28 protein-coding genes are annotated in these 26,790 nt (G+C 40.6%); 16 read left to right on the forward strand and 12 right to left on the reverse strand.

Features of this window, described 5'->3' with window-relative positions:
* The first annotated feature begins 117 nt into the window (after nucleotides 1–117).
* A complete protein-coding gene (locus tag KN1_RS10685) occupies nucleotides 118–1,068 on the forward strand; it encodes a glycosyltransferase family 2 protein (protein ID WP_225905829.1) in 951 nt (316 codons plus the stop codon).
* Here the strand turns inward: KN1_RS10685 and KN1_RS10690 are convergent.
* Complete coding sequence (locus KN1_RS10690) at nucleotides 1,047–1,700, reverse strand: PIG-L deacetylase family protein (RefSeq protein ID WP_221287544.1); 654 nt, start codon at nucleotides 1,698–1,700, stop codon at nucleotides 1,047–1,049. The genes KN1_RS10685 and KN1_RS10690 overlap by 22 nt on opposite strands.
* 100 nt (nucleotides 1,701–1,800) lie before the next feature.
* On the opposite strand from KN1_RS10690, the gene KN1_RS10695 reads away from it, so the two are divergent.
* Nucleotides 1,801–2,142: a hypothetical protein gene (locus KN1_RS10695; RefSeq protein ID WP_221287545.1), complete on the forward strand. Its 342-nt coding sequence runs from the start codon at nucleotides 1,801–1,803 to the stop codon at nucleotides 2,140–2,142.
* 267 nt (nucleotides 2,143–2,409) lie between these two features.
* The gene (locus KN1_RS10700; RefSeq protein ID WP_221287547.1) at nucleotides 2,410–2,739 is read left to right on the forward strand and encodes a hypothetical protein; all 330 of its coding nucleotides are present in this window, start codon (nucleotides 2,410–2,412) and stop codon (nucleotides 2,737–2,739) included.
* Nucleotides 2,740–2,856: 117 nt separating this feature from the next.
* Here KN1_RS10700 and KN1_RS10705 read toward each other — a convergent pair whose 3' ends face one another.
* From KN1_RS10705 to KN1_RS10740, 8 genes are all read right to left on the reverse strand, one after another.
* Nucleotides 2,857–3,675: an isoaspartyl peptidase/L-asparaginase gene (locus KN1_RS10705; protein WP_221287549.1), complete on the reverse strand. Its 819-nt coding sequence runs from the start codon at nucleotides 3,673–3,675 to the stop codon at nucleotides 2,857–2,859.
* A gap of 39 nt (nucleotides 3,676–3,714) precedes the next feature.
* Nucleotides 3,715–4,185, reverse strand: coding sequence for a hypothetical protein (locus tag KN1_RS10710; protein WP_221287550.1), 471 nt, complete (start codon nucleotides 4,183–4,185; stop codon nucleotides 3,715–3,717).
* Nucleotides 4,186–4,257: 72 nt separating this feature from the next.
* Nucleotides 4,258–5,862, reverse strand: a complete 1,605-nt coding sequence (gene thsA / locus KN1_RS10715) for a thermosome subunit alpha (protein WP_221287552.1) — start codon at nucleotides 5,860–5,862, stop codon at nucleotides 4,258–4,260.
* Nucleotides 5,863–6,245: 383 nt separating this feature from the next.
* Nucleotides 6,246–6,563 carry a hypothetical protein gene (locus tag KN1_RS10720; RefSeq protein WP_221287554.1) on the reverse strand — a complete coding sequence of 106 codons (318 nt, stop codon included), beginning with the start codon at nucleotides 6,561–6,563 and terminating at the stop codon, nucleotides 6,246–6,248.
* A 580-nt stretch (nucleotides 6,564–7,143) separates the two neighbouring features.
* On the reverse strand, nucleotides 7,144–7,782 hold the full coding sequence (locus KN1_RS10725) for a class I SAM-dependent methyltransferase (protein WP_221287556.1): 639 nt from the start codon (nucleotides 7,780–7,782) through the stop codon (nucleotides 7,144–7,146).
* Nucleotides 7,783–7,814: 32 nt separating this feature from the next.
* The gene (locus KN1_RS10730; RefSeq protein WP_420857146.1) at nucleotides 7,815–8,198 is read right to left on the reverse strand and encodes a CBS domain-containing protein; all 384 of its coding nucleotides are present in this window, start codon (nucleotides 8,196–8,198) and stop codon (nucleotides 7,815–7,817) included.
* A gap of 241 nt (nucleotides 8,199–8,439) precedes the next feature.
* Nucleotides 8,440–9,111 carry a DsbA family oxidoreductase gene (locus KN1_RS10735; protein ID WP_221287557.1) on the reverse strand — a complete coding sequence of 224 codons (672 nt, stop codon included), beginning with the start codon at nucleotides 9,109–9,111 and terminating at the stop codon, nucleotides 8,440–8,442.
* Nucleotides 9,112–9,149: 38 nt separating this feature from the next.
* Complete coding sequence (locus KN1_RS10740) at nucleotides 9,150–10,238, reverse strand: VWA domain-containing protein (protein WP_221287559.1); 1,089 nt, start codon at nucleotides 10,236–10,238, stop codon at nucleotides 9,150–9,152.
* Nucleotides 10,239–10,298: 60 nt separating this feature from the next.
* Here KN1_RS10740 and KN1_RS10745 point away from each other — a divergent pair, with 60 nt between their 5' ends.
* The 3 genes from KN1_RS10745 to KN1_RS10755 all read left to right on the forward strand — a co-directional run bounded on the left by KN1_RS10745 (nucleotide 10,299) and on the right by KN1_RS10755 (nucleotide 12,372).
* On the forward strand, nucleotides 10,299–10,976 hold the full coding sequence (locus tag KN1_RS10745) for an FHA domain-containing protein (protein WP_221287560.1): 678 nt from the start codon (nucleotides 10,299–10,301) through the stop codon (nucleotides 10,974–10,976).
* An 18-nt stretch (nucleotides 10,977–10,994) separates the two neighbouring features.
* Nucleotides 10,995–12,137: a VWA domain-containing protein gene (locus KN1_RS10750; protein ID WP_221287562.1), complete on the forward strand. Its 1,143-nt coding sequence runs from the start codon at nucleotides 10,995–10,997 to the stop codon at nucleotides 12,135–12,137.
* Nucleotides 12,138–12,198: 61 nt separating this feature from the next.
* Nucleotides 12,199–12,372, forward strand: coding sequence for an AbrB/MazE/SpoVT family DNA-binding domain-containing protein (locus KN1_RS10755; protein WP_221287564.1), 174 nt, complete (start codon nucleotides 12,199–12,201; stop codon nucleotides 12,370–12,372).
* Here the strand turns inward: KN1_RS10755 and KN1_RS10760 are convergent.
* Complete coding sequence (locus tag KN1_RS10760; protein WP_221287565.1) at nucleotides 12,358–13,605, reverse strand: ribonuclease FAU-1 family protein; 1,248 nt, start codon at nucleotides 13,603–13,605, stop codon at nucleotides 12,358–12,360. The two genes, KN1_RS10755 and KN1_RS10760, sit on opposite strands and share 15 nt — an antisense overlap.
* Nucleotides 13,595–16,138 carry an aconitate hydratase AcnA gene (gene acnA, locus KN1_RS10765; RefSeq protein WP_221287566.1) on the reverse strand — a complete coding sequence of 848 codons (2,544 nt, stop codon included), beginning with the start codon at nucleotides 16,136–16,138 and terminating at the stop codon, nucleotides 13,595–13,597. Before acnA ends, KN1_RS10760 begins: the two co-directional genes overlap by 11 nt.
* A gap of 86 nt (nucleotides 16,139–16,224) precedes the next feature.
* On the opposite strand from acnA, the gene KN1_RS10770 reads away from it, so the two are divergent.
* A complete protein-coding gene (locus KN1_RS10770) occupies nucleotides 16,225–16,989 on the forward strand; it encodes a sulfite exporter TauE/SafE family protein (RefSeq protein WP_221287567.1) in 765 nt (254 codons plus the stop codon).
* A 21-nt stretch (nucleotides 16,990–17,010) separates the two neighbouring features.
* Here the strand turns inward: KN1_RS10770 and KN1_RS10775 are convergent, their stop codons facing one another.
* Nucleotides 17,011–18,288, reverse strand: a complete 1,278-nt coding sequence (locus KN1_RS10775) for a TM1812 family CRISPR-associated protein (RefSeq protein ID WP_221287568.1) — start codon at nucleotides 18,286–18,288, stop codon at nucleotides 17,011–17,013.
* 322 nt (nucleotides 18,289–18,610) lie between these two features.
* Here KN1_RS10775 and KN1_RS10780 point away from each other — a divergent pair, with 322 nt between their 5' ends.
* The 9 genes from KN1_RS10780 to cobM all read left to right on the forward strand — a co-directional run bounded on the left by KN1_RS10780 (nucleotide 18,611) and on the right by cobM (nucleotide 26,779).
* The gene (locus tag KN1_RS10780; protein ID WP_221287569.1) at nucleotides 18,611–19,954 is read left to right on the forward strand and encodes an APC family permease; all 1,344 of its coding nucleotides are present in this window, start codon (nucleotides 18,611–18,613) and stop codon (nucleotides 19,952–19,954) included.
* Between the two features lie 268 nt (nucleotides 19,955–20,222).
* Nucleotides 20,223–21,236, forward strand: coding sequence for a cobalt-precorrin 5A hydrolase (gene cbiG, locus KN1_RS10785; protein WP_225905661.1), 1,014 nt, complete (start codon nucleotides 20,223–20,225; stop codon nucleotides 21,234–21,236).
* A complete protein-coding gene (locus KN1_RS10790) occupies nucleotides 21,236–21,907 on the forward strand; it encodes a cobalt-precorrin-7 (C(5))-methyltransferase (protein WP_221287570.1) in 672 nt (223 codons plus the stop codon). The genes cbiG and KN1_RS10790 overlap by 1 nt, the downstream gene beginning before the upstream one ends.
* A gap of 49 nt (nucleotides 21,908–21,956) precedes the next feature.
* On the forward strand, nucleotides 21,957–22,949 hold the full coding sequence (locus KN1_RS10795) for a precorrin-8X methylmutase (protein ID WP_225905662.1): 993 nt from the start codon (nucleotides 21,957–21,959) through the stop codon (nucleotides 22,947–22,949).
* Nucleotides 22,946–23,707: a precorrin-3B C(17)-methyltransferase gene (locus KN1_RS10800; RefSeq protein WP_221287571.1), complete on the forward strand. Its 762-nt coding sequence runs from the start codon at nucleotides 22,946–22,948 to the stop codon at nucleotides 23,705–23,707. The genes KN1_RS10795 and KN1_RS10800 overlap by 4 nt, the downstream gene beginning before the upstream one ends.
* A complete protein-coding gene (gene cbiD, locus KN1_RS10805) occupies nucleotides 23,685–24,734 on the forward strand; it encodes a cobalt-precorrin-5B (C(1))-methyltransferase CbiD (RefSeq protein WP_225905663.1) in 1,050 nt (349 codons plus the stop codon). The genes KN1_RS10800 and cbiD overlap by 23 nt, the downstream gene beginning before the upstream one ends.
* Nucleotides 24,731–25,312, forward strand: a complete 582-nt coding sequence (gene cbiT, locus KN1_RS10810) for a precorrin-6Y C5,15-methyltransferase (decarboxylating) subunit CbiT (RefSeq protein ID WP_221287572.1) — start codon at nucleotides 24,731–24,733, stop codon at nucleotides 25,310–25,312. The genes cbiD and cbiT overlap by 4 nt, the downstream gene beginning before the upstream one ends.
* The gene (locus KN1_RS10815; protein ID WP_221287573.1) at nucleotides 25,309–25,989 is read left to right on the forward strand and encodes a cobalt-factor II C(20)-methyltransferase; all 681 of its coding nucleotides are present in this window, start codon (nucleotides 25,309–25,311) and stop codon (nucleotides 25,987–25,989) included. Before cbiT ends, KN1_RS10815 begins: the two co-directional genes overlap by 4 nt.
* Nucleotides 25,982–26,779: a precorrin-4 C(11)-methyltransferase gene (gene cobM, locus KN1_RS10820; protein ID WP_221290707.1), complete on the forward strand. Its 798-nt coding sequence runs from the start codon at nucleotides 25,982–25,984 to the stop codon at nucleotides 26,777–26,779. The genes KN1_RS10815 and cobM overlap by 8 nt, the downstream gene beginning before the upstream one ends.
* Nucleotides 26,780–26,790: the final 11 nt, after the last annotated feature.

Consider the following 26,790-nt stretch of genomic DNA (forward strand, 5'->3'; position numbering starts at 1 on the left):
CCGTAAATAAATCTGCTTTACACTAGTAATGTTTCCCTTTATAAACTGACAAGGTATAGTTTTGAGCAGGGACGGGTAACTTACTTATACTACCTTAGTATTAGCTGAATAGTAGTGATGATATCAGTAGTGGTAACAGCACATGATAGAAAGAAATTTTTAATGGACGCTGTAAATTCGGTTTTAAATCAGACTTTACCTAGAGAGGAGTATGAGGTTATTGTTGTAAAAAATTTCACGGATTACGACGGATATTTAGAAAAAAACGGGATAAGGAGTATATACACAGATAAGAAGCCTACGGGAGAAAAGATCGCCATCGGTATTGAAGAGAGTAAAGGGGACGTAATCTGTTTTCTCGATGACGATGACATGTTTACAAAAGACAAACTAGAGAACGTGAAGAGTGAATTTAACAATAATGATCTAGTTTTTTACAATAATTCAAAGATTTTCATAGATGAAGACGGGAATGAAATAAAAAAGGAAGATTCAACAAGGATAGAATTAAGTAATAGAAAAAATGTGAGAAAATTTCTAGCCAAGCTTTCTTATAACTTGAGTTCGGAATGTATTCGGAAAGAGGCAGTAGATTTAGAAAAGTTAAGATATATAGGTTACTCAATCGATGTAGTAATGCCGTATTTTGCATTGAATTATGGTGGGAAATTAATTAAAGATTCTAAGAGGCTCACATTTTTTAGGACACATAGCGGAAATTTCTTTGCTTACTCTGGTAAAATTCAATTAAATGAATTCATAGATAAAAATGCTAAAAGCTATGAGTTTGGGGTGGTTATTTCCGAAAGGATTAAGGACGTATTTAAAGGTACATATGCGGAGAAGTTAGCGTTAGCGGAATACTTATCCGACTTATTTTACTACACTGTCTACAGCTCAACATCATTTAACAACAGGATCAAGAGCGTGAAAATAGCTTTATCATATTTTATGAATACTAGGGACCAGTCAGGGGTAAAATTAGTCGTTGCATCTCTCCTGTTCTTAGTCTCTCCTAAGAGGCTCTACTCTACACTGTACAATCGCTATTTAAAGAAAGTCTCATGATCAACTATAAACCTCCTTATAAACGAAGACGAAAACCACCTTACTTGGCTTTTATACTCGTTTAGCGCTTTTTTCTTAATTTCTAAATAGTCTGAGATATCTATTATTTCTGTTTCTCGCCTAAAGAAAAAGCTCTTTACGTACTTTAAGGGTATAGAAGGATCTCTAGCCTTTAGTCTGGGCTTCCAAATAAGGAATGACCTCCCGAACCTTTCCCTTTCACCGAGCCTGGATTTTATTATACTTTCTACAATTTTGCCCGTTGCTTCGTGGTCACTGTGGGCGTCTATAGGTACAGTATAATAGATCAGGTCTGGTTTTAGTTGCTCTATGACGTTTGTCAGTTTAATCTTGGCTTCTTTCACATTTTTCTTTAGTTTACCGTCTTCAAAATCTAGGAATAGTATTTTATCCTTGTCCACGCCTAAAATACTAAGTGCGATAACAGCTTCCTTTTTCCTCGTTTCTATTAACGCCTTACTACCTCTTTCTTCAGGTAGAGGTGAGCCGTATCTACCGTCTGTCATAAATACGACGTATACATCTTCGCCCTTGTCACTCTTCATCCTAATTAACCCACCGCATCCTAAAGTCTCGTCGTCCGGGTGAGGAGCTACTATTAAGTACCTCAATACAGTTATAAATTATTCCGCTTCATTTTAAAAAATCGCTTATTATGTTAAAGGGTAGATATATTTATATTGCCCAAAATAGTAGATTATCTCAAAAGTTATGTTTACAGATAAAAACCCATTAAATATATCTGAAAATCCACTGCCATCATCTAATGCAGAACCGCAGGTAAAAATATCAGGGCGGTTGGATAAAAAGACTGGAATACTAGAACTAGACATAGTTTCAGTTTCAACTTGTATTATCCAAAATGTAGTTGTAACCGATGGGAATGCTACCGCTTATGTGTCTAACCTCAATTCAAAGGTGATTAATACAGGTACTAATAAAATAACAGGCAAGGTATATTTAGTGTTTAATAACCCCCAATGCACCGTTCAAATCTATACGGATAAGGGAGTCTTTATGGGGACGGTTCAGGTAATACTATCAAAGAAGTAGTAAACAGTGTTTTATACCTCGTTTATTCTCCAGTGAAAGTTATTAAACTGGTTTCCCTAAGCGTTACTATCTTTATGCACTCTCGAGAGGCCTCATTAATATAACAGCATTAATTTATAAAAGAAAAGTAAGCTATACTTTAGGTTAAGTCTGATGTTAGACATTAAGTTTACCTAAATTTTTCATAAAATTCCTCTTAAAACAGAGCTATATGTATCAACTACAGATATATTTATATCCTCAAAGGTATACCTTTTATCGAAAGTCATGCTTAGAGATAAAGACCCATTAAATATATCTAATAATTCCAGAGCACCGTCTAATACTGGCCCTCAATTAAGTATTTCAGGGCACGTGTCCAAAAGGACAGGTCAAGTAGAGCTGAACACCACTTCGACACTTATGCTCGTGATACAGAATATAAGCCTGAGCAACGGGAGCATGAGTGCTTTTGTGTCTAACCTTAACTCTAAACTGATAAACACAAGTTCTAATAAGATAAAAGGCAAAGTGTATGTGAAGTTCAATAACCCTAAGTGTTTTGTGCAACTTTACACTGATAAAGGGGTCTTCTCAGAAGTAATAGATAACAAATAGGCTAAAAGAGCTAAAGAGAGCAAGTCTTTTTCTTCTAGGCTAAGGCATTATAATTTTGCACTTATTAGACTTAGGTAGAGTATGTATATATATATATTACGTACTTTTCATACTTTATTATATCTCTCCTTCGAATATAAAGGCCTTAATAGACTCCTTGTTTTTTACACCCCTTGCCATCCCCTTAGTGTTAAAATAGGCTGCAACATAGCCCCTAAAGTCTAGACCTATCATGCCAATGTTATCGGGGCCGAAGCGGTTAGTGACCTTATTTATTACTCCCATTATTGCGTCATCGATACTAAGTCCCATTGAGACTAAAATATCCACCTCTTTAGCGGGTAATACCTTCAGTATGACCTCTCCTATACCCGTAGATGATACGGCAACTTTTTCGGTAGCGTAAAACCCAGCACCGGGTATAGGTGAGTCTCCTACTCTTCCGGGAAGCTTCCCCGCAATACCTCCAGTGCTCGTGCCGGCTACTAGGTTTCCGTCTGCGTCTAAAGCCACGGCCCCTACAGTATCCCCAGAATTTATACCCCCTGCTATCTCTTCGAGAGTCCGGTCTCCCTTATCCCCTACTATTAACACGTGTTTTGTGTATTTCATAACTTTTAGGGCTTCTCTTATCGGGTTCTTCCTCCTTGTGGAAGCCACTGCACCTACTGACATGCTATTTCCATGCATTAGTCCCGCGTCCATCTCTACCTCCCCCTTAGAATTTTTAACACTTCCGACTCCTGCGTCAAAAACTCCCGAGTCCTCCATATATGCTATAGCTTCTACAACTGCTTCTATCGCAGAACCGTTAACAAACTGTTCATACCCTCTTTCCAACGCATTTTTTATTTCAGTTAACGCTCTTTCGCTGTCTCTCTTATACCAATCACCCGCTCCTCCATGTACAGCGATAACAGGCTTATTATATCTCACGTTAGGTCATTAAAGTAATCTCTTATCTCACTTTAAGGCTTACGGTGAGGGTTTTCTCCTACTCTTTAGGAAGCCGACTACCGTTAGTATAATACCTATTATAAATAGCGCAATCGAACCTAGGAAGAGCACTCCTATCTCCGTTGCTTGGGCAAGTCCAGTTATGGTCTCAACGTATGATACGCTTACACTGTAGGGGTTAGGGTTATAGAAAGTAACGTAACCTGAGGTAGAATTAATATTTTCTATTGTGACTACCTGTTTTCCTGAGACATTATTTACCGCAGAAGTAGAGGGCAAATTTTCTATTTTTATCGGTCCGGAAGAGTTATAAGTTATCACAACTATTGAACTTGCTGGGTACGATAAGTTAGCAGTCCCGCTCGGTTTAAGTTGTACAGCCCCACTCATTGTCGGCTTAATTAAAGTAGGGGCTATTGTAGAGTCTGCTACAAATAAAATTATACCCACGACAACTAGCACGATCCCAATAAGAGTTATCTTGTTCATGCTTAATTTTCTATTAAGACCTAGACAATAAAAAATCCTTTCATAACTCTAAGTTGTTTACTCCGTAATAGTTTATCCGTAGGGCTGTTGCTGCTGTGGGCTTTGCTTCATAGGTGCTGCAGCTATGTAGTCGTCGATCTTAAGTAATGCCGTGACTGCTTCTACTGAACTCTTTAAGACGCTCTCCTTCACTACTAAGGGGTCAATGACATTTATTTTGGTCATGTCTTCTTCAATTCTACCCTTTTCCACGTCAACGCCGGCAAATTTGTGCCCCTTAGCATGTAAGTTCCTCAGTTGGACCATTGTTTCAATCTCGTCCATCCCAGCTGTACCTGCTAAAGTCGTAGCTATCTCCTCTAACGCGTCGGCAAATGACTCAATTGCTAGTTGTTCTTTTCCCCCTACTTTCTTAGCTTCCTCTCTCAGCCTCATTGCCAGTTCGACTTCATAAGCTCCTCCTCCGCCCACTATGTATGGGTAGTTTAGCACGTTTTTAATTGCGTTAATCGAGTCTTGGAAACTCCTCTCTACTTCGTCCATTACTATTTCGCTTGATCCTCTGACAAGCACAGTTACGGCTTTGGCGTCTTTAGCCCCCTCTATAAATATAGCCTTAGAATTTCCTATTTTTTTCTCTTCTACTACTTCTGCATACCCTAAGTCTTCTGGGGTTGCGTCTTTCATGGACGAAATTATTCTAGCTCCGGTTGCTTTCGCTAACTTCTCTATATCACTCCTACTCACGTTTTTAATGCCCATTATCCCTTTCTTGGCAAGGAAGTACAGTGCTATATCGTCCATTCCCTTCTGTCCTATAATCACTTTTGCACCTAATTTCTCAATTGAGTCTACAAGCGATTTCACGTACTTCGTTTGTTCTTCTAATGCTTCTCTAATTTGTTCCGGGTCTGTAAAGCTCATTTTAGCTGATATTTCTGGTTTCTCTACCTCTAACGCGAAGTCTATTATTGCTATCTTAGCCTTTTCTACTCTCCTTGGCATACCTTCATGTGCTACCTCTTTATCAAGTACGAACCCCTTGACTAACTCTGTCTCTTCTGCACTTTCTCCTTTTTTCTTTACGAACTTAATATTTGACGTATCTATTACGTATTGGTCTCCTGCTTTTTCCGCTATACTCAGGACGGCATCTATTGATATATTAATTATCCTATTCATGGCAGACGAAGATGAAAAGAACTTACTGCTAAGTGAAGTATAAGCTATCTGCGTGAGTATTTTCCTATCATTAGGGTCTACCTTAAGAGCAAATTTCTTGCCGAGGTCTAGCGAAAGTTCTAATGCCTTTTTATACCCGTCTATTATCGTAACTGGGTGGATTTTTTGGTCTAGGAGTTTTTCAGCTTGCTCCGCTAGGAACCCGCTTAGGACTACTGCTGAAGTAGTGCCATCACCTACTTGTGTATCTTGAGCTTTAGCCGCTTCCACTATTATTTTAGCTGCCGGATGCTGTACGTCCATTTCTTTTACTATTGTCACACCGTCGTTTGTTACCGTAACATCGGATTCTCCGCTTATTAGCATTTTGTCCATTCCTCTAGGCCCTAAGCTCGACTTAAGCATTTCAGCCAATGTCCTTACAGCTAGTATATTTGACCTTATTATTTCTGTACCGCCCTCTCTATGAGTTCCTTCTTTAAATAATGCGGTCATGGGTTTAAGTTTTGTTTTGGTTATATTTAAACGAAGATGAATAAAGCGTAAGCAAACAGAGGTTAACGAGAAGTACTCTAAGTAAAATCCTAACGCTTGGTGTAATTTGCTTAATAAACACATGGTGTTAACACACTTTTATTTTAGAACTGTAGAGTTTCAAACTCACAATGTAAAAATAGAGCATAAGTACCTTGATAAGTATTAGGTCTTAATACTTGACTTTTGTCGCTTTCCAATAAACGCCTAAACGAGTTTTTCCTACTTATTCAAGCTTTCTAAGGGAAAAAAGAGCTGAGAACTTTTAACTTTAGTAGACACATGTACAAGTAGTGAAGACTCTCTGCGGAACTGAAATAATGATGAATGAATCTGGGCCTGATTTAGTCAAACTCCGCTTGTATCTTTTTCTTTCCCTCAAGGATTTTTAGAGGGAATGGCGGTTTTTCAACTTCCTCGATATTTATCCCCATCCTCTTGAGGTCTGATACTGCCTTTGAAATGTCGTCTTCATGCGTAGCGTACTTAATTCGCTCGGTAATTTGAATTAGAGACCCGTTATTACTTTTGAATTTTTCCGCGCTTATGGATGTCCATGTATTTCCTTGTTTATACACAAAAACCACATCTTGTAAATAACCTGGAATCACGTGACTTACTCCAGCGAAGTAATAGTCCCCGTACTTATATACTCTGACCATTAATGATAAAAGAGTAGAGATGATAAAAACGTTTTTCGTTAAACTAAAAACCTCAATACTCTTTGCTATGATAAATGAACTGCAAGCCTCGCCTCTTTGAGACGGGATAAAGTTTTCATCCTTAGCTTAAAACTACGCTAATGATAAAGTGTAGGGCTGAATCATTTTCACGCTAATAGAAACCCTTTTTGTATCTGTTTATGTTAGGTTTCTATAGTGAGGATGACACCTCACTCAATGTTGGCTATGCCCGAAAGGGTGACCGCGGAAATGTGAGCCCCGTGCTGTCGAGCTCGAAGGAGCCCATGACCCGCTACAGTTGGGGTGGTCAAGGGCTAAGTCCCCACACTTGGTCATGATTGAAGATGAATAGTCGAAATGAAAGTGCAGGGACAAACGGGAAGCGGATTGAGGTGGGTACCGGAGGTAAGTGTCCGCGCACAAAACTGCATGATCCCAGTCCCGGGGGATTGGAGGCTCAGAGGAGACTTTAGTATTTTTCATAGCTTTTAACTATTCTTAACTACTTCTCGATATCACCATATCAAGGTTAATGTTTATATAGGGGGGCAGAGATGGTTTAAACCCTCTTTGATTGGCTTTTGACTCCCTCTATTATCCAAAAATGTTTAATTGCTTTAGCATTAATTATTCTATATTTTATAGAGAGTGTTTTAAGTGCGTCAACCGGGTCTATATGAAATGGGACTATTGTATATCCTTTTCCTCCCGTTTTAGTTACTCTAAAAGCCTCTCTAACTAGGTCATAATCCATTACTTCGGAGATAACCACGTTATCAAAAGCTTCATCCCTAAAAGGTAACGGGTATATTGCCCTGACCTCTTCATCTGTCCTAATAATAGTTTCTGCCCCGCTTACAGTGATTAGGTCTTGGAGTAACGGGGAGCCTATTAACAAACTTCTTCCTCTCAGCTGAAATCCTATTGGTTCCTTTGTATTAGACGAGTTAAAAAAAGAACTGTCCCTGATTATTAAAGGCGATAAGAGGGATAGTAGCGAAAACTCGCCATCAAGCAAATTAGGGCAAAAAATTAAATCGTATGTATTCTGGGAAATTAAGGAGATTTTTCCGTATGAAAGCGACACGTTTTCTCTTCTAATTTTTAATGTACTATTTTTCTCTATCTCTTCTATTATTAGTTCATTTATTTCCTTTAAACTCCTCGCCGACGTAGGTAATAGCTTTGCTATTTTCATTGGTAAATATTTCTCGGTAGAAGTTTTTTAAGTTAAGGAGACACGTCATGCATTACTTTTGATATATCAGTTATGGCAAACATCCCTACTATATTCCCTGCTTTGTCCCTTACTGGCAGATGCCTTATCTTATTCTTGGTCATAATGTCTATCGCAGCAAAAGGATCTGCGTCTTCATCTACGGTAATTAGGTTCCCCAGAGTTGACGCCAACCTAACTTCATCGTTTGGACTTAAACCCATGGATAGTGCTTTGACCGCGTCTCTGTCTGTGAATATCCCTTTCGGTTCCCCACCTTCAGTAACTATTACAGACCCCACACCTTTTTCTATCATTAATTTACAGACCTCTTGAATAGACGTGTTTGCCTCTACTTGAAATACTGGTGTTGACATATAATTCTTTACAGTTTTCATAATTTACTTATTACTTCTCTCCCTAAATAAGCTTACTTTTTGATCCTCAGTAAATTAAGTAAAATAAAATGTTAATGAATAAATGCATATACCATTACAGTTTATACTGTGATGCCCAAGTACAAGTCCAAGGTCAGGGATTAAGAAGCACTTAATTTATTCTATATCATACGGATATATAAAAACTTTAAAGTTATATTATTTAAATTCTAAATTTAATATTGGTACACATAATAATGACTTATTCTTTTTCCCAATATGCCTTAAGTTTAACTTCTTTTGGATCTCCGTGTTCTAATATGTCTTTAATTACAGCCCTATAATAATTCTCTTCTTGTACTCCCCTTATTAACCAAGTATCGTTTACAAGGATTGCTGGTACTCCCCTTATCCCCATCGCTTTTGCTTCTTCTTCATCTTCTATTACGGCTAATTTAGTCTTCTTTGACTTTATGTCCTGTTTAAACTTACTTATATCTAACCCTATCTCTTCAGCTATCGAGACGAGGACTTTTTCATCTGTTATATCCTCTCCCTCGAGGAAGAACTTGTCTTGTGCCCTATCGAAGAACTCCCAGTGCCCTTCATCACCTTTTTGAAATTCAGCGGCCTTACAAGCCATTAAAGGTGGGATAGACCAAACATACTTTATTTTGCCTTTTCCTATTACTTTTTCAGGGTCATAATCTGGCATATACCTCTTTAAAATCGAGAATTCATTAAGGAAAACTTGCTTTGCGTCTTCCTCTGTAGGTGCTATTGCCATTAGGTCCTCTAGTGACGAAATAATTGCGAAAGCTTTATGCTTGACAACGACTTCTCCTTTAAATTCACTAACTACTTTCTTTAGCCTTTTAGATGTCATATAGCAGAACGGACAAATTACGTCATGGAAGAATGTTAACTTAATCATAGGTGTTAAAAAGATGTGATAATTTTAAAAACCATCTACTATTGTTTTCTCATAGTCCTTGTTACTTCCGATAGGTCTGACTTCTTATCTCCAGTAAGTTTTCTCGTCTCCTCTATCAAGTCTTCTCTTCTGGTTTGCTCAGCAGCAGTTAGGAGTTCTTGCGCGATCTGTGTAGCTTCCTTGTTGTTCCCGACCATAAGTGCGTTACCGTATTGTTTTAATAAGTTGAAATACCTTACCTCAGCTACTACGCTCTGGTTTATACTCTGTTGGACCATAGCATAACTTGCCCTCTGTAAGTATAACGGCTCATTTATTTGTACTATCCCCCCTCTGGCAGGGTCATAATAGCTCCCCGTCACGTTAAGCACTACGGGTTGGTTACCCGGTGGGACGTTACCTACAGCGTAGACTGTCACAGCTTTATCTACAATAGGGATATTCACCGGCATTTCGTAGTTTAGGACTTCAAACCCCGGAGGTACGTTCAGTACTAAATTATAACCAGCCACATCGGATACTTTTTGTTGGGCAAATAGTACTGGGAGCTGAGAAGGATCCAGTATGTGGTAGTAAACACCAGAACCTTTGTCTGCCAGCCTTTTCATTATCGCCTCGTTATAATCATTTCCTATCCCTATCGATATTATTTGGACGTGCGGTGGGACTTGGATCGGCTCATAATCGCTTAGGTTCCTTTTATCAGTAGGTTTACCGTCAGAGAGTATTATCAACTTTACGGGTGTAGAGTAACCCCTCACCATCTCTAGGGCTTTGTTTATTGCCTTGTGGAAATTAGTTGTATACCCCTTCTTGACCTCTGGCGGTATATTTATCGGCATACCAGTCTGTCCTTCATATAATTTTTCTAAATCGTTAGAGAAAAGGTATATCGACAAATAATTACCAGGTGGGATCTCATTAGCTAACTTGTTGGCAGCAGCTATTGCTGTTTGCATTTTGTTCTCCTTTCTCATAGACGGGCTGTTATCTATTAGAATAACGTAATGTATACCGGTAAATCTTACAAAGGATTCAGGGACTATCCTTATTATTAAGTCGACTTCTGTGGGTTTTTCTAAAGCAACGTAATTTGTAGAGCTCTTAATCTTTAGACTTATTGTCATAACTGAATATGATATTACGTGAGTAAAACTATAAATACTTTTATACAAAATACATTATACATGCCGTGGAAATGTCCCGTATGTGGATATGAAAACACTGACGACTCTTTGTTTTGTATAAAGTGCGGTACTCAAAAGCCAAGCGATCAAACTGTTCAAGCAGCTACGCCACCACAAATGCCTGTACAGACTCCACCACCAACACCAGTTTCACCACCTCCTACAGATCAAAATGTTCAACCTCCTCCTGCTCCAATGGCTCCTCCACCTACACCTCAACCTTCCACTCCCCCTATGGATCAATCAGCATCTCCAGTCCCTCCGTCTCCAATTCCTCAACCTCCTACTCCTGCTCAACAAGTTATTACCCAACCACCACCTCAAGTTCCCCCTCAACCAATGGCTACAGGTGCTAAGTACTATATCTTATTCATTAATACTCCGTATGCAGGCCTAATTAACCAGAAAGTACCGCTGTCTTTCGACATATTCCCGTCAATATCGGTCGGGAGGAGTCCTGAAAACGTAATAATCGTGCCCGACCCAGAGATATCAAGAAGACATGCAGTAATCTCTTTGGAGAATGGAGACCTATACATAGAGGACCTAAACAGTACTAACGGTACATATGTCTATGATGGTAAAATATTCCAACCAGTGAAAGGTAAACAAAAGGTCGAGCCTAACTCAATAATAAAATTAGGAAATCAGACCATGATTAAGATAATTAAGGAATGAAAGGTAAGCGGTGTTTTTATGACGATTTCTACACGAGTAGAAGTTAGCCATAAGTATTCTTTTAACTCTCAAGTTAGAGCTGTATTTAGGATAATAATAGTCCCCGAAAGAGTATCTACGGCTACAGGTTTTCATTACATTATACTCTTAGATACTTCAGGCTCAATGTATGGTGTAAAAATTGACACTGCAAAGAACGGCGCTATTGAACTCTTGAACAGGATCCCTAGGGGCAATAAGATTACGTTTATAACTTTCTCCAGCCAAGTAAATGTCCTCAGTGAATTTGCCGATGCACCATCACTAATTCCTCAAATACAGTCTGTAAACGCTGGGGGACAAACGGTTTTATATTCAGCACTTAGTAAGGCAATAGAGATAGCTAGAAAACACGAGACACCGGGCTACATAATCTTGTTAACAGACGGTCAGCCAACAGATGTTACGGATATCACCCCTTATGACCGATTACCATTACCGGGTGGATTTAAGGTCATAGCTTTTGGCATTGGTGATGACTATAACGAACAGCTGCTTAAAACCCTAGCCGATAAGAGCGGGGGAATCCTTAACCACATTAACGATCCGATGGAAGTTGCGAATGCACTTCCTCAGGCTGCTGTAACCGAGATTGGGGCTAAAAACGTAATAGTAGATATAGTCTCCGAATCTCCAGTAAAGCTACTCAATTACCCTGGGCCTCCAGTAAAGTTAGGGGCAATTGAGGGAGTCGTGAGGATTTTGGGAGAAGTAAATATACCGCCAAACTATAGTGGAAACCTAATGACGGTAAAAGTAAATTATGAAGACCCAGCTACCAGTAGACCCGACTCGCAAGTAAGCGTTATCCAGGTAACCCCAGCTAGGGATACCCAGACGTTCCTTAGCGGGATAAATAATGACCTGCTGAGCGAATACCAGTATTATGCTCTAATGAACAAACTGTCCAGTGACTTAAGCGCTAATAAGCTGACCGAAGCTACTAGGACACTACAGCAGATGCAGCAGCTAGCTCAACAGACCAGAAAGATAGAGCTAATGGAGACTACCAGAAGACTACAACAAAGCCTTGAGACAACTAGAAGATTGGGAGATTCTGAACAGACAAAGAAATTATCAAAAGAAGTCTCTAGCGAAGTCACAAAAAAACTAAGGTCATAGAGTAGGTTTTTTTAGTATAAAACTTTTATATTACGAGTTCTAATAGTAGGAATAGATTAGTATGCCCGTAGAAGATGTAGTAAAAGTGTCGAGGAATTTTCAGGTAACAATTCCCTCAAGGATAAGGCAGAAAATAAACATTAGAGAAGGTGATCTCGTAAGAATAATATATGATGAAAGGGAAGACTCAGTAAAAATTATACCAATAAGCAGGGAAGAACTAGAGGGACATTAAAGAATTTTTAATACTCTCAGAAGTCAATACAGCTTTTTTATATAATTCTTCTCCTAAGAGTTCCTTCTTCTTCTCTAATTCTTCTAGGTCTATGACCCTTATCTCGTTACCTTTCTTTATTACGTCTACTTCGAGGTCCAAATACCTGATCTTGCCTTGTAAAAGCTCTGGTGGGGTAGAAATATTAGCGTAAATCCCCTTTAATTCCCCCTCTGCACTAAAATATCTGTGTAGCTGGTACCATTGTCTTGAGTCAAACTCTACTATATCATAGTCCCCGTTTTCAATAGGTATTTCAAGCCCGTCATAGTTACCTCTTCCTTTAAATTCCCTCTTTAGCCTGATCACATAGAAGTCCTTATTTATTTCGGAGTATATTACCTTCCCCTCCCTGAGGGTATACTTCCTTCCATCAGCTTTCACATGTTCAATAGCCATTGTGTCGCGTATTAGTCCTTTCAGGAGAGGGATTGGGTCAGGCTTTTCATTCTGTTCTTCTTCGTCTACCTCATTGTGGTGGTAACTGTACTTTAGCATATGGTGGAACTTCATGGTCTTAACGACTAAGCTCCTAATACCGTCAAGGAATAGTTTATCTTCTAGAGACAGGATCACCCGTATAAATTCTTCGCCTTGGTTTCTAAAATCTCCTGACTCGTACCTCATTACTAGGCTTTCGAGTTCTTTCTTTAATTCTGAAGCGGGAACGAATATCGCATTACTCCTCCACTTTATGTTATAGCCTTTTTTATTTAAGGGTAGACTTATTGCGAGCAGTTTTTCTTTCATTTCTTCTTTTATGTGTTCTGAAAAGAAGGTCTTTCCCTCACCTCGCCATACCATGGCTACTTTTCCTACAGCCCTAGCTGGTGAAAGTACTATTTTCCCCTCTACCGGCGGTTTGATTATAGTCCCCTTTTCGATACAAGGTTCGACCCGGTACCCCATATATTCACAGCCTTCCGGTTCTATTACGGAGTAGAGTTTTACCGGAGACTTCCATACAGATGAATACTTGAAAGTCGACCTCAGAAACTCATATATATCTCCACCTATTGATACTATCTCTCCTTTATCTATCCCGTCCTTTACTGTAATATCAGCCGGTTCGTTAGACGCTTCTATCCCGAACCTTTCTACTATTTGGGGAGTCTGTTGGACAATCGTATACCCAGACTTTAGGAATAAATATGTTAAAGCAGTAGCATAAATCCCCCTTATTCTAACCTTCATGTAATAATTTATTGAAGACATACTTTAAAATTCCACCTTCTTTGATGTAATCTAGTTCTATGTTAGTATCAACTCTCGCTCTACCTTCTACCTCTACCTTTTGCTCTCCCCTTACGAATTCAACTTTAACTTTACCCCTCACAGTTAAGTTTTCTAACTGAATATTTACTATTTCATCTCCCTTTATACCTAGGCTTCTCCAGTCAGGTATTTCTATCGGTAAAACGCCCATTGCGACTAAGTTACTCCTATGTATCCTCTCAAACGACTCAGCCAAAACCGCCCTGACACCTAAAAGGGCCGTAACTTTTGCGGCCCAATCTCTCGAGCTACCAGAGCCGTACTGTTTTCCGGCTACAATAACCAGAGGGACTCCTTCTTCCTTATATTTCTGAGAAGCTTCGTATACGCTCATAACTTTACCGTCAGGGAAGTGTTTCGTATACCCTCCTAGTTGGTCTACCAGGAGGTTTTTCAGCTTAGGATTAGCAAATCCACCCCTTAACATGACCTCGTGGTTTCCCCTCCTAGCACCGTACGTATTCAGCTCACTAACTCCTAATTGCCTTAGATATACTCCTGCCACGGAGTTAGGGTCTATAGGGCCAGCAGGAGATATGTGGTCTGTAGTTATTTTATCACCTAATAGTAAGAGGATACGTGCACCTCTAATATTTCCGAAACTGTTTTCAGCGGAAAACCAAGGTGGCATCCTTATGTAAGTCGATTTCTCATCCCAATCATAGAGCTCCGACTCAGGTACCTTAAGTTTCTTCCAATTCTCATCTCCTTCGAAAATTTTCTCGCTCCTTGACTTATACAGTTCCGGATTCATAGCTAAGTTATAGAAATCAGCTATCTCCTTCATTGAGGGCCAGATATCTTTTAAGTAAACCGGTCTACCATTAGGGTCGTAATCTATGGGTTCTTCGAAGAAGTCTATATCTATCCTCCCAGCTAAAGCGAAGGCTATTACAAGGATAGGTGACGCTAAAAATACGCCTTTAAGGTATGGGTTTACCCTACCTTCAAAGTTTCTGTTCCCGCTAATCACACCATAGACTTCTAAGTTATTAGTCTTGATATCATTCTCTATTTTAGGAGGGAGTGGGCCCGCATTACCGATGCATGTAGTACACCCGAAGCCTACAATGTGGAACCCTAGTGCTTCAAGATAAGGTAGGAGGTTGGATTCTTTAAGGTATTCCGCTACTACGGGTGAACCAGGTGCCATGCTGGTCTTTATATAAGGTTTACTCCTCAGACCGGCCTCCACAGCTTTCTTTGCCAGTATGCCCGCACCAAGCATCAGTGTTGGGTTTGATGTATTAGTACAACTAGTTACGGCAGCTAGGACGACGTCGTTATCTTTAACGTACAAACCAGACTTTTTATTATCTTTTCTCATTTTTTTCTTTAATTCTCTCAAGGGGACTCTCTCGTCAGGGTTTTTAGGGCCTGCAACAGAAGGCTCAATATCGTTTAAGTCAATTTTCACCACTTCAGTGTATCTAGGCTCCTCGTCGTAGAAGAGCCCTTGGGCTTTTGCATACCTTTCGACGATCTTATAGTCCCTACCAGTAGCGTAGAGGTAATTTATTGTCCTTTCGTCTATCGGGAAGTAACCTACTGTTGCACCGTACTCTGGTGCCATGTTTGCAATTGTTGCCCTATCTGGGACGGATAAATGTGACAGAGAAGGTCCGAAAAACTCCACAAACTTACCTACAACACCTTTCTTTCTGAGAACTTCTGTTATATATAGAACTACGTCGGTAGGTGTCACCCCTTCCTTGATATCTCCTTCCAGTTTAACTCCTATTACTTCCGGGACTATCATGGTATAAGGTTCACCTAACATTACGGCTTCAGCTTCTAACCCTCCGACCCCCCAAGAGAGTACGCTGGCACCATTAGCCATAGTAGTATGAGAGTCTGTGCCGATTACAATTTCTGGGAATGCTACTTGTTCTCCTTTAACCTCCCTTATATCTACTACTCTACTTAAGAACTCGAGGTTTACTTGGTGGATAATACCGTTGCCCGGAGGGACTATCCTTAAATTCCTAAAACTCTTTTGAGCCCATTTTAAGAAAGTGTACCTTTCTGAGTTTCGCTCGAATTCTTTCTGCATGTTTAGCAACAAGGAGGAAGAAGTCCCGTAATAGTCAACTTGTATTGAGTGGTCAATTACCAAATCAGACTGGATTACCGGGTTTACCCTTAACGGGTCTTTTCCCTTTTTCGCTAATTCAGTCCTCATCGCTGCTAGGTCTACTAGTAAGGGTACACCGGTATAATCCTGCATTATTACTCTCGTGGGTAAAAAGGAAAACTCCTCTCCAGTTTTCCATGACCCTATTTTCTGGAGGTCTTCATCTGTGACCTTCTTACCGTCCAAGTTCCTCATTACGTTTTCTGCCAATACCCTTATAGAATAAGGTAAGGAAAAAACGTCGTAACCTAGGCTTTCAAGTTTTTTAAGGTTATAAAACTTTACGTTCCCCTCTAGGAGTTCTGGTGAAAACGCCATAGTTAAATATCGCATTTAAAGACTATAAACGGGTTTTATAAAAGTAGGGTAAGAATTTTTAGGGTGTTGTATAAATCTTCATGGGAATGAGTTTAGCGTTAGTCGTAATTTTAATACTTATAGGGGTCGCGGTAGGTGCACTGACCGGGATAACTGGGTCTAGCGGTGTCCTAATTGTAGTACCAGCACTCTCCTATCTAGGCTTGTCTTTCAAAGACGCTGTCGGTTCAAGTCTCCTTGTAGATGTAATTACTACGGTTTCCGTAGTAGTAGCCTATATCCAGAACAAAAATACCGACTATAAGATCAGTAGTATCCTAGCCTTAGGGGCTGTAGTCGGTTCACAGATAGGGGTTAGGATTGCAGTAGAAACCCCGGAGAAGTTACTTGAAGGGGCTTTTGCAGTCTTCACTTCGGTCATGGCTTATATATCGTTCAGGAGGTCAAAGAACCCTGAGCTGAAGTTGAGGCACCTAAATCTGGGTAAGTTATCTTTCCCTGCGGGGTTTTTAATGGCGATCTTAGTGGGTATCGTTACCGGGACTCTAGGTGCTAGTGGAGGGATAATGTTCATAGCATTAATGATACTCCTCTTTTCTTCTATGTGTATAAAGAAGATGATCGGGACGGCGACCCTTTCTATGCTTTTTTCTGCCACAAGCGGTGCGATTGCATACTTCTCTGTAGGGCTGCTAGATCTAGAAGACTCATTAATAATAGGGACTACAGCCCTATTATTTGGGTACCTATTTGCAAGGATGGCGAACAAGATGAGACCTTCAACTATATACTTGTTTTTGGGGAGTACCTTCGTCCTAACTACGGTGTCTGAGATATTTAAGATAATTTAACTGTGAAAAGAGGAGAAGGTACTAATCCTCCCTACCTATACTCTTTATCCATGACAATATACTGTCCAAACATTCTTCAGCATATTTCACAGTTATTACGCTATCTTCTTTATTTACTTTGGTAAATTTCCTGCCCATCCCTGCATGAGAGACCATTTCTTCTTCTGTAATATCACACTTTACCTTTCCTCCTTCGTATACTTTACCTTCCAGCCAGTCAAGGACTCTCGTATTCCCTATCCTTATTAGGGAGTCCAGTAGGTATTCTCCATCTTTGACCAGTTCACTTAATTTCCTTATTATTTCTATCTCTCTCTTTATTAACGCCCTAGTAGCTCCCGTATAATAATCTAAGAATTCATTTAGTTTATCGAGAGTTATCTCTCCTTCAACTATCTTTTTGTTGGTTTCAACAAAATGGTAACCCATGAAATAATACGGGGCACTCATACTCGCCCTGACCGAAGCAGTTAGCGAGAACACCCCATTACTCTTTTGTATTTGCAGTCCTTCTAAGATCTGTTTCCTAAATTCCTCTGGTGAAATTAGTTCACCAGTCTCTCTGATTAAATAAATAAGGGCTAACGGAAAGCCTAGCTCTAACGCTTTACCTATACCGTAGAGTTCGCTCTTACCTTGTGTGTTCATCCCTTTAGCAAGTTTAATGTCTGAAGTTAGGTACTGGTGTAGGTTTACGTCCTTTATCACTTTTTTTCTTAGCGGGAATAACCTATTTGAAAAGTCAGACGCTAGCTCGACTAACATTAACTGTTTCTTATGCGTAAACGCGTAATCTTCAACAGCTAACCTAACCGCGTTATATGTCACATATGCTAAATACGATGAGTCCTCGCTTAAATCTACCATAACCATCTCTGGCTCCTCAGATACTAGTTTGCTGTAAGTGTACAAATAACTGAGGAAGTTGAAATTTCCTATACCCCCATCATGGATACTGAGGACGTTACTACTTGACTTAAAAGTCCCTGAAGAGGGTAGGACGAATATTTCATCATTCATGTCGGGTAAGGATAGCCTCTGCATAACAAGTTCTTTAAGGGAGTTCTCTAAAATAGAGTATGAAGTAGGTAATTCGTTCAAATTCGTAGCCAGAAAAGAAGGTAAAAAGGCTAGTATTTTCACATCGGTAGTCTCTTCTTTCAGGAAAGAGTACTCGGCTAATGATGGTTTATAGCTCTTTACTATGGTCTCGGTCTCATTCCCTCTGCTATCTACAACCTTATATTCTTTTTCAGAGGTATTTATGTTAGTCCATGTAGAAACTAGTAATGTCTTCATTCAGTATTAGGATAATACCGCCGGTTAATATTATTTTCTATCATTTGTTGATAGTTATAGAATCCCTAAATAATTTCTGTAAAAATTTTCAATGAGTAGTTCCCGTTTCTTTCCTGATTTCTATTTGTCCCGCAAAAGTTAAGTTTAACTATTAAATATCCAAAAAATACTACCACAAAAGACTCGAGGGTAGCCCTAGCACTTTACAGCGAACTATTTTGTCCACATTTACTATTAATATTGTAATAATCTCCCTATCTGTAGTTAAATTAAACTTTAGTAAGAAGTTTTTTATTAGTTCAATAAAAAAGATGTTTGGCGTATGTCAAAATCGTCTCAGAGAGGACTTCAAAAGCCTATTAGAGAAATAGGTCTAAGGGACTTAGTGTTTATGAGTCTTGGAGGGCAAGCCCCTTTTTTGAGTATTTTAGTTTACGGTGTTGCGTCTTACTCTGAAGCAGGGGCTTTTACTCCTATAGCAATAGTCCTAGGTACCATGTTAGTTTTGTTAAACGGTCTAGTAGCGTACAAGTTATCCGTTAAGTTCACTCAGAGCGGTGGGTATTATACATACTCATATTACTCCCTTACTAAAAGGCTTGGGTTTGAGACAGGTTGGACTTACTTATTTTATTCAGCATTATACGGTAGTGCATATGTTTTAGGTGCAGTAGCTGTAATCTCTACAGTTTTCCCTTTCTTCAACGTCTTTGAACTATCCCTAATTTTCCTTTCTGGGGCGTCTCTAATAGTGCTCCTTGGGAAGAGGCCGTCTTTCACTTATGCGATTTTTGCCAGCTCTCTCGAGATACTTATTATGGGAGTACTTGCAATTACATTTCTTTACTCTACTCACTTCACGTTCTATAACCCATTTTCGAAGATACCCCCTATTTCTTCACTCGCAGCTGCAATAATATTTGGCTCCAGCATACCTACAGGTTATGGGTCGATAACCCCGTTATCAGGCGAAGTTAAAGACCCTAAAAAGACAGTACCAAGGGCTATCGTTACAGTGATTTTACTAGGTGGGCTTTTCGCTTCCTTTGACATCTACGCTATAATTGACCACATAGTGTACTATAACTTGGACTTAAGTTCCTCGATGTCCCTTCTTACGTTAATCCAAAACAGGTTCGGGTTAGCGACTTTAGCCTTCGCCTCTATAGCCGCTATAAATGACGGCATATTAGCTACTTTGACTTTTATGTTTGCCACTTCCAGGACTATTTACGCGATGTCAGTTAACGGTTTCTTCCCCCAAAAACTAGCTGAGCTGAAAAACGGTAGGGAACCTTTTAATGCTGTAGTAGTCACCGTAATAGCATATTGGATAATAGTCCTACTCTCTCTAGTCCTCTTTAGTGGTAATGCGTTTAATGCGTTCTTTGCAGTAGGGTTTATGTCGCTACTCGGTAACCTCTATGTCCACCTAGCTACGGACTTCTCTCTTACGAGGATATCGTTAAAGAGGTTAAAGAAGAGAAAGTTAGAGATTTCACTGTCCTTAGGTGCAGCTGCGTTTACAATATATGTAATGATAACTTCTATACCTTCGGCGGCTGCAGCAGCACTCGGTGCCTTCGTACTTTGGTTGTTAGCCGGGTTTATGGTCGCGGAAATAATAGATATGGCTAAGCAGGAGCAACAAGACGAAGGCAGATAAAAGAGGAATTAAAGACACAATTCTCCACTTTTTAGGAGATAGTCTTAAATTACATTGTTAGTTCTAAAGTTATAGAGTCAACTGTTAGAATACTTTAGGTAATAAATTCCAAGACTGTGAACGACTTTTTACAATATTTGTGAGGGGGGTTTTAAGGTCACCTCTATAATCCCCCCCCCCCCCCACTATCTTTTTAAAAACTCTATTTTTTAGATCGAGAAAATATCTTAATACCATTTAACGAGAACCAGTAGTCATACATTTAACTATGTCCTATCAATTTGAACACGTTGTAGTTAAAATGTGGTGGAGGAGGGGAATTGCAGTAATTTACGCTACAAATGAAGAAAGTGCTAAGAAGGTGTTAGAGGCCCTAAAGGAAAACGGTTACCCTGCAGTTCTTTTTAAATATAGCCTAGAGAACGTTGAAAGGGCATGGAGTTGCTACGATGCCATAGTGTTTATCATGGCATTAGGAGGAGTAGTGAGGACGGTCTGCAGGTTTGCTCAAGGGAAGGACAAAGACCCATCAGTGGTAACAGTGGATGACGGTTTAAAGTTTGTTATCCCGGTTTTAGGCTCACATTGGGGGTCAAATAAGTTAACCGAGGAGCTCGCAAAAGCCCTGAACTCTACTCCAGTGATAACTACTGCAAGTGAGCAGAGTGGGATTACAAGTATTGAAGAACTTGCCAATACGTTAATAGCTAAGGTAATAAACGTTAATGCTATCGTTAAAGTTACGTCAGCACTATTAAGGGGCGAAAATGTCTGTGTAAAGGGATTAAAAGAGCTCCCTAAAGGTGTAAGGGGGAACTATGTGATAGGTGAAGAGTGTAAGTATAATGTCGTGGTCACAGACAAAGAGGTGGAATGCAGAGACGAAAACACAGTGTGCCTTAAGTTACTGAAGGTAGCTGTTGGAGTAGGGGCAAAAAAAGAGGCAAGCCCGACGGTTATTAAAGAAGCGGTCTTTCACGCCTTGGACATCCTCTCCCTCACTTTGGACAGAGTATCGGTAATAGCGTCCTTGAGGGACTCAGTAGAGAGTGTGAGCAAAGAACTCGGTGTGCCTTTTAGAAAAATCACACCCGAGGAAATTAACTCCTTTAACGATGAGTGTCTAACCCCTCCTTCGGAGAAGTTATCCGAACTAGGGCTAAAAGGAGTGGCTGAGGTCTCGGCATTGATTTCCGGTGGGAATGGTGCGAAACTGATTTTAAGGAAGATCCAGTACAAAAGAGAAGTCACTGTAGCCGTAGCTACGGTAGGTGAGCAGTAGTGATATACTTAGTCGGTGTCGGAAGCGGAGACCCAGAACTAATCACAGTTAAGGCGGTTAACACATTAAAGAGCTGTAAGGTAATTGCTGGGTGGAGGAGTGTTATAGACCGGTTCGACTTCATTAAGACCGATAGCTCTAAGGAGATAGTATACCTTAACTATAAGGAACAAGAAAAGCAAATCCCTGAGTTAGTTAAGAGGTCTAAGACTATCGATATAGCTATACTTTTTCACGGAGACCCAATGGTGTCTGACTACCAGTTCTTAGACCGCATAAAGAAAGAGTGTGCTAAAGTAGGTGTAAGGTATGTAATACTTTCAGGGATATCTTCAGTGTTAAGGGCCTTAGCTTACGTGGAAAAAGACCTCTCTCAAGTTATTTTTATTACTTTCCATGTAAGGGGTGACCTAGATTACTCTATCATCGGGAAATCGATAGCACTTGGAAGAGATCTGCTGATAATACCTGAACCTTACCCTGACGGAGTTAAGAAGATAGCCCAAGTTCTACTCAGCCTGAACTGTAACCCGACTTTGACGGTGATGGAGAAACTAACATTTTCTGATGAGAAAATCTATACTGTTACTGCTGAACAAGTTGTTAATGACGATTTAAAGTTTAGTGACCTTGTAATAGTACACGTCCCTAGCTGTTTAAGAAACTCGTGAAAAACTGTTAACAAAAGTTAAATATGTGGATAATCTATCCATACCTAAGTTGAGATCCGCGATTATCATGATAACCCACGGGTCAAGGAGACATACATTTGTAGAAGATATGCAGAAATTAGCTACATACCTTGAGGAAAAACTGGAAGTCCCAGTATTTCTATCCCATAACGAGTATACGGAACCCAACTGGAGGAATATCCTGCTCGACCTCTCCGATAAAGGATTTGACCATTTTGTCTTTGCATTAGCTTTTCTGGGCAGGGGAAACCACGTAGCTAGGGACATAATGGGTGAAGTAGGCGCCTCAGAGTTTTACCAGTGGACCAAGACAAAGTACAAGGATAGGGACATAAATGTGTATTTTACCCGCCCGTTAGCGGACTCGGAGCTCGTTAAATTAGCCCTATTTTATAGAGTTAAAGGCGCTTTTCAGACGGGAGAAGAACCCGATTATATTGAAGACCCTGAAGAAATAGAGGAAAGGACTATGAACATGATAAGGGAAAAAGTTAAAGAAGAGCTGAAGGTCGAAGGGGAAGAATTAGAAGTCGTCAGTAGGGCTGTATTTGCGAGCGGGAACTTGGAATTGGCTAAGCACGTAGTCATATCACCGGGCGCGATTACAAGCGGGGTCGAAGCACTGAGAGCTGAAATGCCCATCCTTACGGACGTAAAGATGGTCATGGCAGGGATAAGGTGGAAAAAAGTGGAAAACTACCTCGATTCTTCGGCTGAGCTCGCTAAAAAACTTAAAATAACTAGGACAGCCGCAAACATCAGGATGGGGTTGACCTCGCCTAAAATCGTAGTGATAGGCAACGCACCGACAGCACTGGTCGAAGTATTGAGGGTACAGAGGGAAAACTCACTGGAGGTCCCTCTCGTCGTCGCGACGCCACCAGGTTTTACAAATGCGGTTGAGTCGAAGGAAGAGCTTATAAAGAGTGGCCTCCCTTCTATAGTAGTTAGGGGGACTTACGGCGGTAGTAGTATAGCCGTTGCAATTATTAATGAGTTAATCAGGGTGTCTATGAAATGAAGGGTAAACTATTTATAGTGGGTACCGGCCCCGGTGCACCCCCAGTAAGGACATTCAGGATGGTCGAAGCCATAAAACAGAGCGACGTAATAGTCGCCTACACTACTTATGCTAAATTAGTCGGTGACCTGGTTGACGGTAAAGAAGTGATCACGGCTAGGATGAAAGAGGAACTACTCAGGGCCAGGGTGGCTATCCAGAAAGCGTTAGAAGGTAAGACAGTTTCTTTGATCTCCAGTGGCGACCCACAAGTTTACGGTATGGCAAGCCCGGCCTTGGAGATGATGTGCAAAAATAACGTGGACTTAGACGTGGAAATCGTACCGGGAGTAACTGCTGCGTTAGCGGCATCAGCCAGGTTGGGTTCTCCTCTGGCTATGGACTTTGCCTCAATAAGCTTAAGCGACCTATTAGTCCCAGCTGAAGAGATCCTCCATAGAGTCAGGAAGGCGGTTGAAGGGGACTTTGTGATAGCCCTCTACAACCCTATAAATAAACCTCTGCTGGAGAAGGCTATGAGTATAATTGCAGAGTGGAGGAAGCCAGAAACACCTATAGGTATAGTGAAAAGTGCATATAGAGAAGATGAAGAAGTTGTGGTCACTACATTATCGGACTGGAAGAAATATGAGGGGATTATAAACATGATAACTACTATTATTGTAGGTAATTCAAGGAGCTACATCTGCAACGGGAAAATTATTACCCCAAGGGGTTACGATAGGAGGTATAACTTTGAGCTTAATAACAACTCTTAAACGGTTTGGGATAACTACTGGGGGAGCTGCGGCTGCGGCTTCCAAAGCATCCGTGATTTTCCTCGTCAGAGGGGAGACCCCTAAGAGTGTTACAATCCCTACTCCTATAGGTCTAAGGCTTGAGATCCCAGTAGAGAAGTACGCTAAGAAAGAGGAAAAATACTGTGCTACGGTGAGGAAGTTTGCCGGAGATAACCCTGATGTGCTAGACGGGCTAGAGATCACGTCCTGTTCGAGGAGGAGCGAGTCCCTCAAGGTCATAGGGGGTGACGGTATAGGTATCATTACTAGGCCGGGCCTTAGGGGAGAAGTAGGGAGTAAATCCATAAGTCCTACAGCATTATCGATGATTATAGAAGCTGTTAAGGAAGTAGTAAGTGAAGGGGTCGAAGTAGAGATAACAGTCCCGAACGGAAAAGTAATAGCCCGTAATACTATGAACCCTTCTATAGGGATTAATGACGGTATATCGATTTTGGGGACAACCGGGATTGAATACCCTGTCAGTGATGAAGATTATATGGATCATTTAAGGGCTGAAATCTGTGTTATAAGGCACGCGGGGAGTAAGAAGTTAGTGATCGCGCCGGGGAATGTAAGCTTTGACTTCGCTTCAAAAAGGTACGGCGATATAGTAGTTAAAATAGGAGATAGAGTAGGCGATACAATAAAACTTGCTGAGGAACTGGGTTTTGAACACGTAGTGTTAGTTAGTCTTCCAGGCAAATTGGTAAAAGTGGCAGCAGGTCTGATGAACACCCATAATAAGTATGGAGATGCTAGAGTCGAGACTATAACATTTGCTTCAGTACTGGCTGATATTGACCATGAAAAAATTAAGAGAGTAGCTGGATCTCTAACGGTCTCCGAAGCGTTAACTTACTTAGATGAAGGGGAAAAGGTTAAGGTTATGAAAGTAATAGCTGAAAGGGCCCTAAAGAGGATAAGGGCCTTATCTAAGGTCAAAGTGGGTATAATAGCACTGTCGGAAAACGGTAAAGTTATTTCGGAGGTAGGTGACCTGTGAGAGTCCCCGGCATCCCTGATGAAGAGTTTATAAGGGAAGAAAAAATCCCGATGACGAAAGAGGAAATAAGGGTTTTAGCACTATCTAAGTCAAGGCTATTTGTAGGGGCGAGGTTTCTGGACGTAGGGAGCGGTACGGGTAGTGTTACAGTGGAAGCGGCATTAGTAGTGGGCGACAAGGGGAAAGTCTATGCTATCGAGAAAGAAGATAACGCGTATAATTTAACGCTTAAAAACCTTGAAAAATTTAACGTAAGAAACGTAGAGGTCATTAAGGGGGAAGCCCCCGAGGCGATAGACAAGGTCAATGACATTTTAGATGCCGTATTCATAGGTGGAGGCTCGGAGAGGATAAAAGAGATCTTAGACCGTGTAGACAAGAGGTTAAAAAAAGGGGGGAGGGTGGTCGCAGATGCCATCCTTATAGAAACGGCGGTAAACACGGTAAGCGCGATGGAAAAACTAGGTTATAAGACCGAAATAATAGAGGTCATAGTAGCTAAAGGGATGAAGACAAGTAAGGGGTATGCTATGATCTCCCGGAACCCCGTGTTCGTAATTTACGGTGAGAAGGTTTGACCAAGGAGTTATTCGTTATCGGTTTAGGTCCCGGAGACCCTGAGCTCCTGACAGTAAAGGCCACCAAACTCCTCAGGGAATCTAAAACGGTATTTGTCCCCTATTCCACTAATACTAACAGGAGTCTAGCGCTAAATGTTATTTCACCTTACCTTAGCAACACGGCTAAAGTAGTACAATTGGGGTTCCCGATGGGTAAGGAAGTCGACCAAAATTCCCTAAAACAACTAGGTGAGGTCATATGCAATAACCTCGAAGAAGGAGTCAACACTTTTGTCACTCTTGGAGACCCGTCCTTATACAGTACGTATTATAGGGTGTCTAAGTTCTTAAACTGTGTGGATAAGGTAGAGCTAATACCCGGTATATCTTCTATTACTGCATGTGCTTGTAAAAGTAACCTCCCGTTAGCTCTAGGTAACGAGGGGATAGCCGTTGTCCCTGCCGATAGGCTTGATTTAGTTGAACAAGCTAAAGGGAAATTTGATACGATAATTATCATGAAAGGGAACGTAAACTTAGACAAAGTTTCCGAGTCCCTTAAGGATGAATATAAACTTATTTATGCGCGTAGGTGTTATTTAAGCGGGGAGAAGATCACACCTTGGGATTTATCTGTCTATGACAAGGATTATTTTTCCATGCTTATAGGGGTGAAAAAACGTGAAGATGGGTAAGGTAGTGTTCATCGGTGCCGGTCCCGGAGACCCAGAGTTATTAACAGTAAAAGCAAAGAACAGGCTAGAAGAGGCTGACGTAGTACTTTATGCCGGTTCTCTGGTTAACACTGAAGTACTAAAGTGGGCTAGGAAAGACGCCGAAATTGTAAACACCGCTAGCTTAACTTTAGAGGAAATAACGGACATAATGATTAGGAGGGCTAAAGAAGGCAAGTTAATAGCGAGGTTAAAATCAGGGGACTTCTCTATTTACGGTGCGCTAATAGAGGAGATCTGGGCTTTAGAAGATGCAGGTGTACCCTATGAACTAGTCCCCGGGATAACAGCTGCAATAGGTACGGCCAGTGTGTTAGGTATTGAGTTAACGCTTCCTAAAATTTCGCAGACCCTGATAATAACTAGAGCATCAGGTGCCGTCCCAATGGAAGGTTCAATAAAAGATTACGCACCCCATTTACTTAAGGGCGCTTCTATGGCAATTTACACCGGAGTCCAATTGATCGATAAAGTGGTCAGAGAATTGAAGGAAGGAGGGGTGCCAGATGACATGCCGGTGGTAGTTGTTTACAAAGCTACATGGCCCGAACAAAAGGTTATCAAAGGGACGGTCGGTGATATTGCAACGAAGGTGAAGGCTGAGAAGATAACTAAAGACAGCATGATAATAGTAGGTAAAATTGCTGATCCATCGAGGTATAAAGACCAGATAAGGTCTAGTGTGTACGATCCCTCTCACGCCCATTCCTTTAGACCAAAGAAAGATAATGCTAGGAAGAATTTTATATAGAATGGGATCAC

This window comes from Stygiolobus caldivivus, from assembly GCF_019704315.1.
GTDB classification, from domain to species: Archaea; Thermoproteota; Thermoprotei_A; order Sulfolobales; family Sulfolobaceae; genus Stygiolobus; species Stygiolobus caldivivus.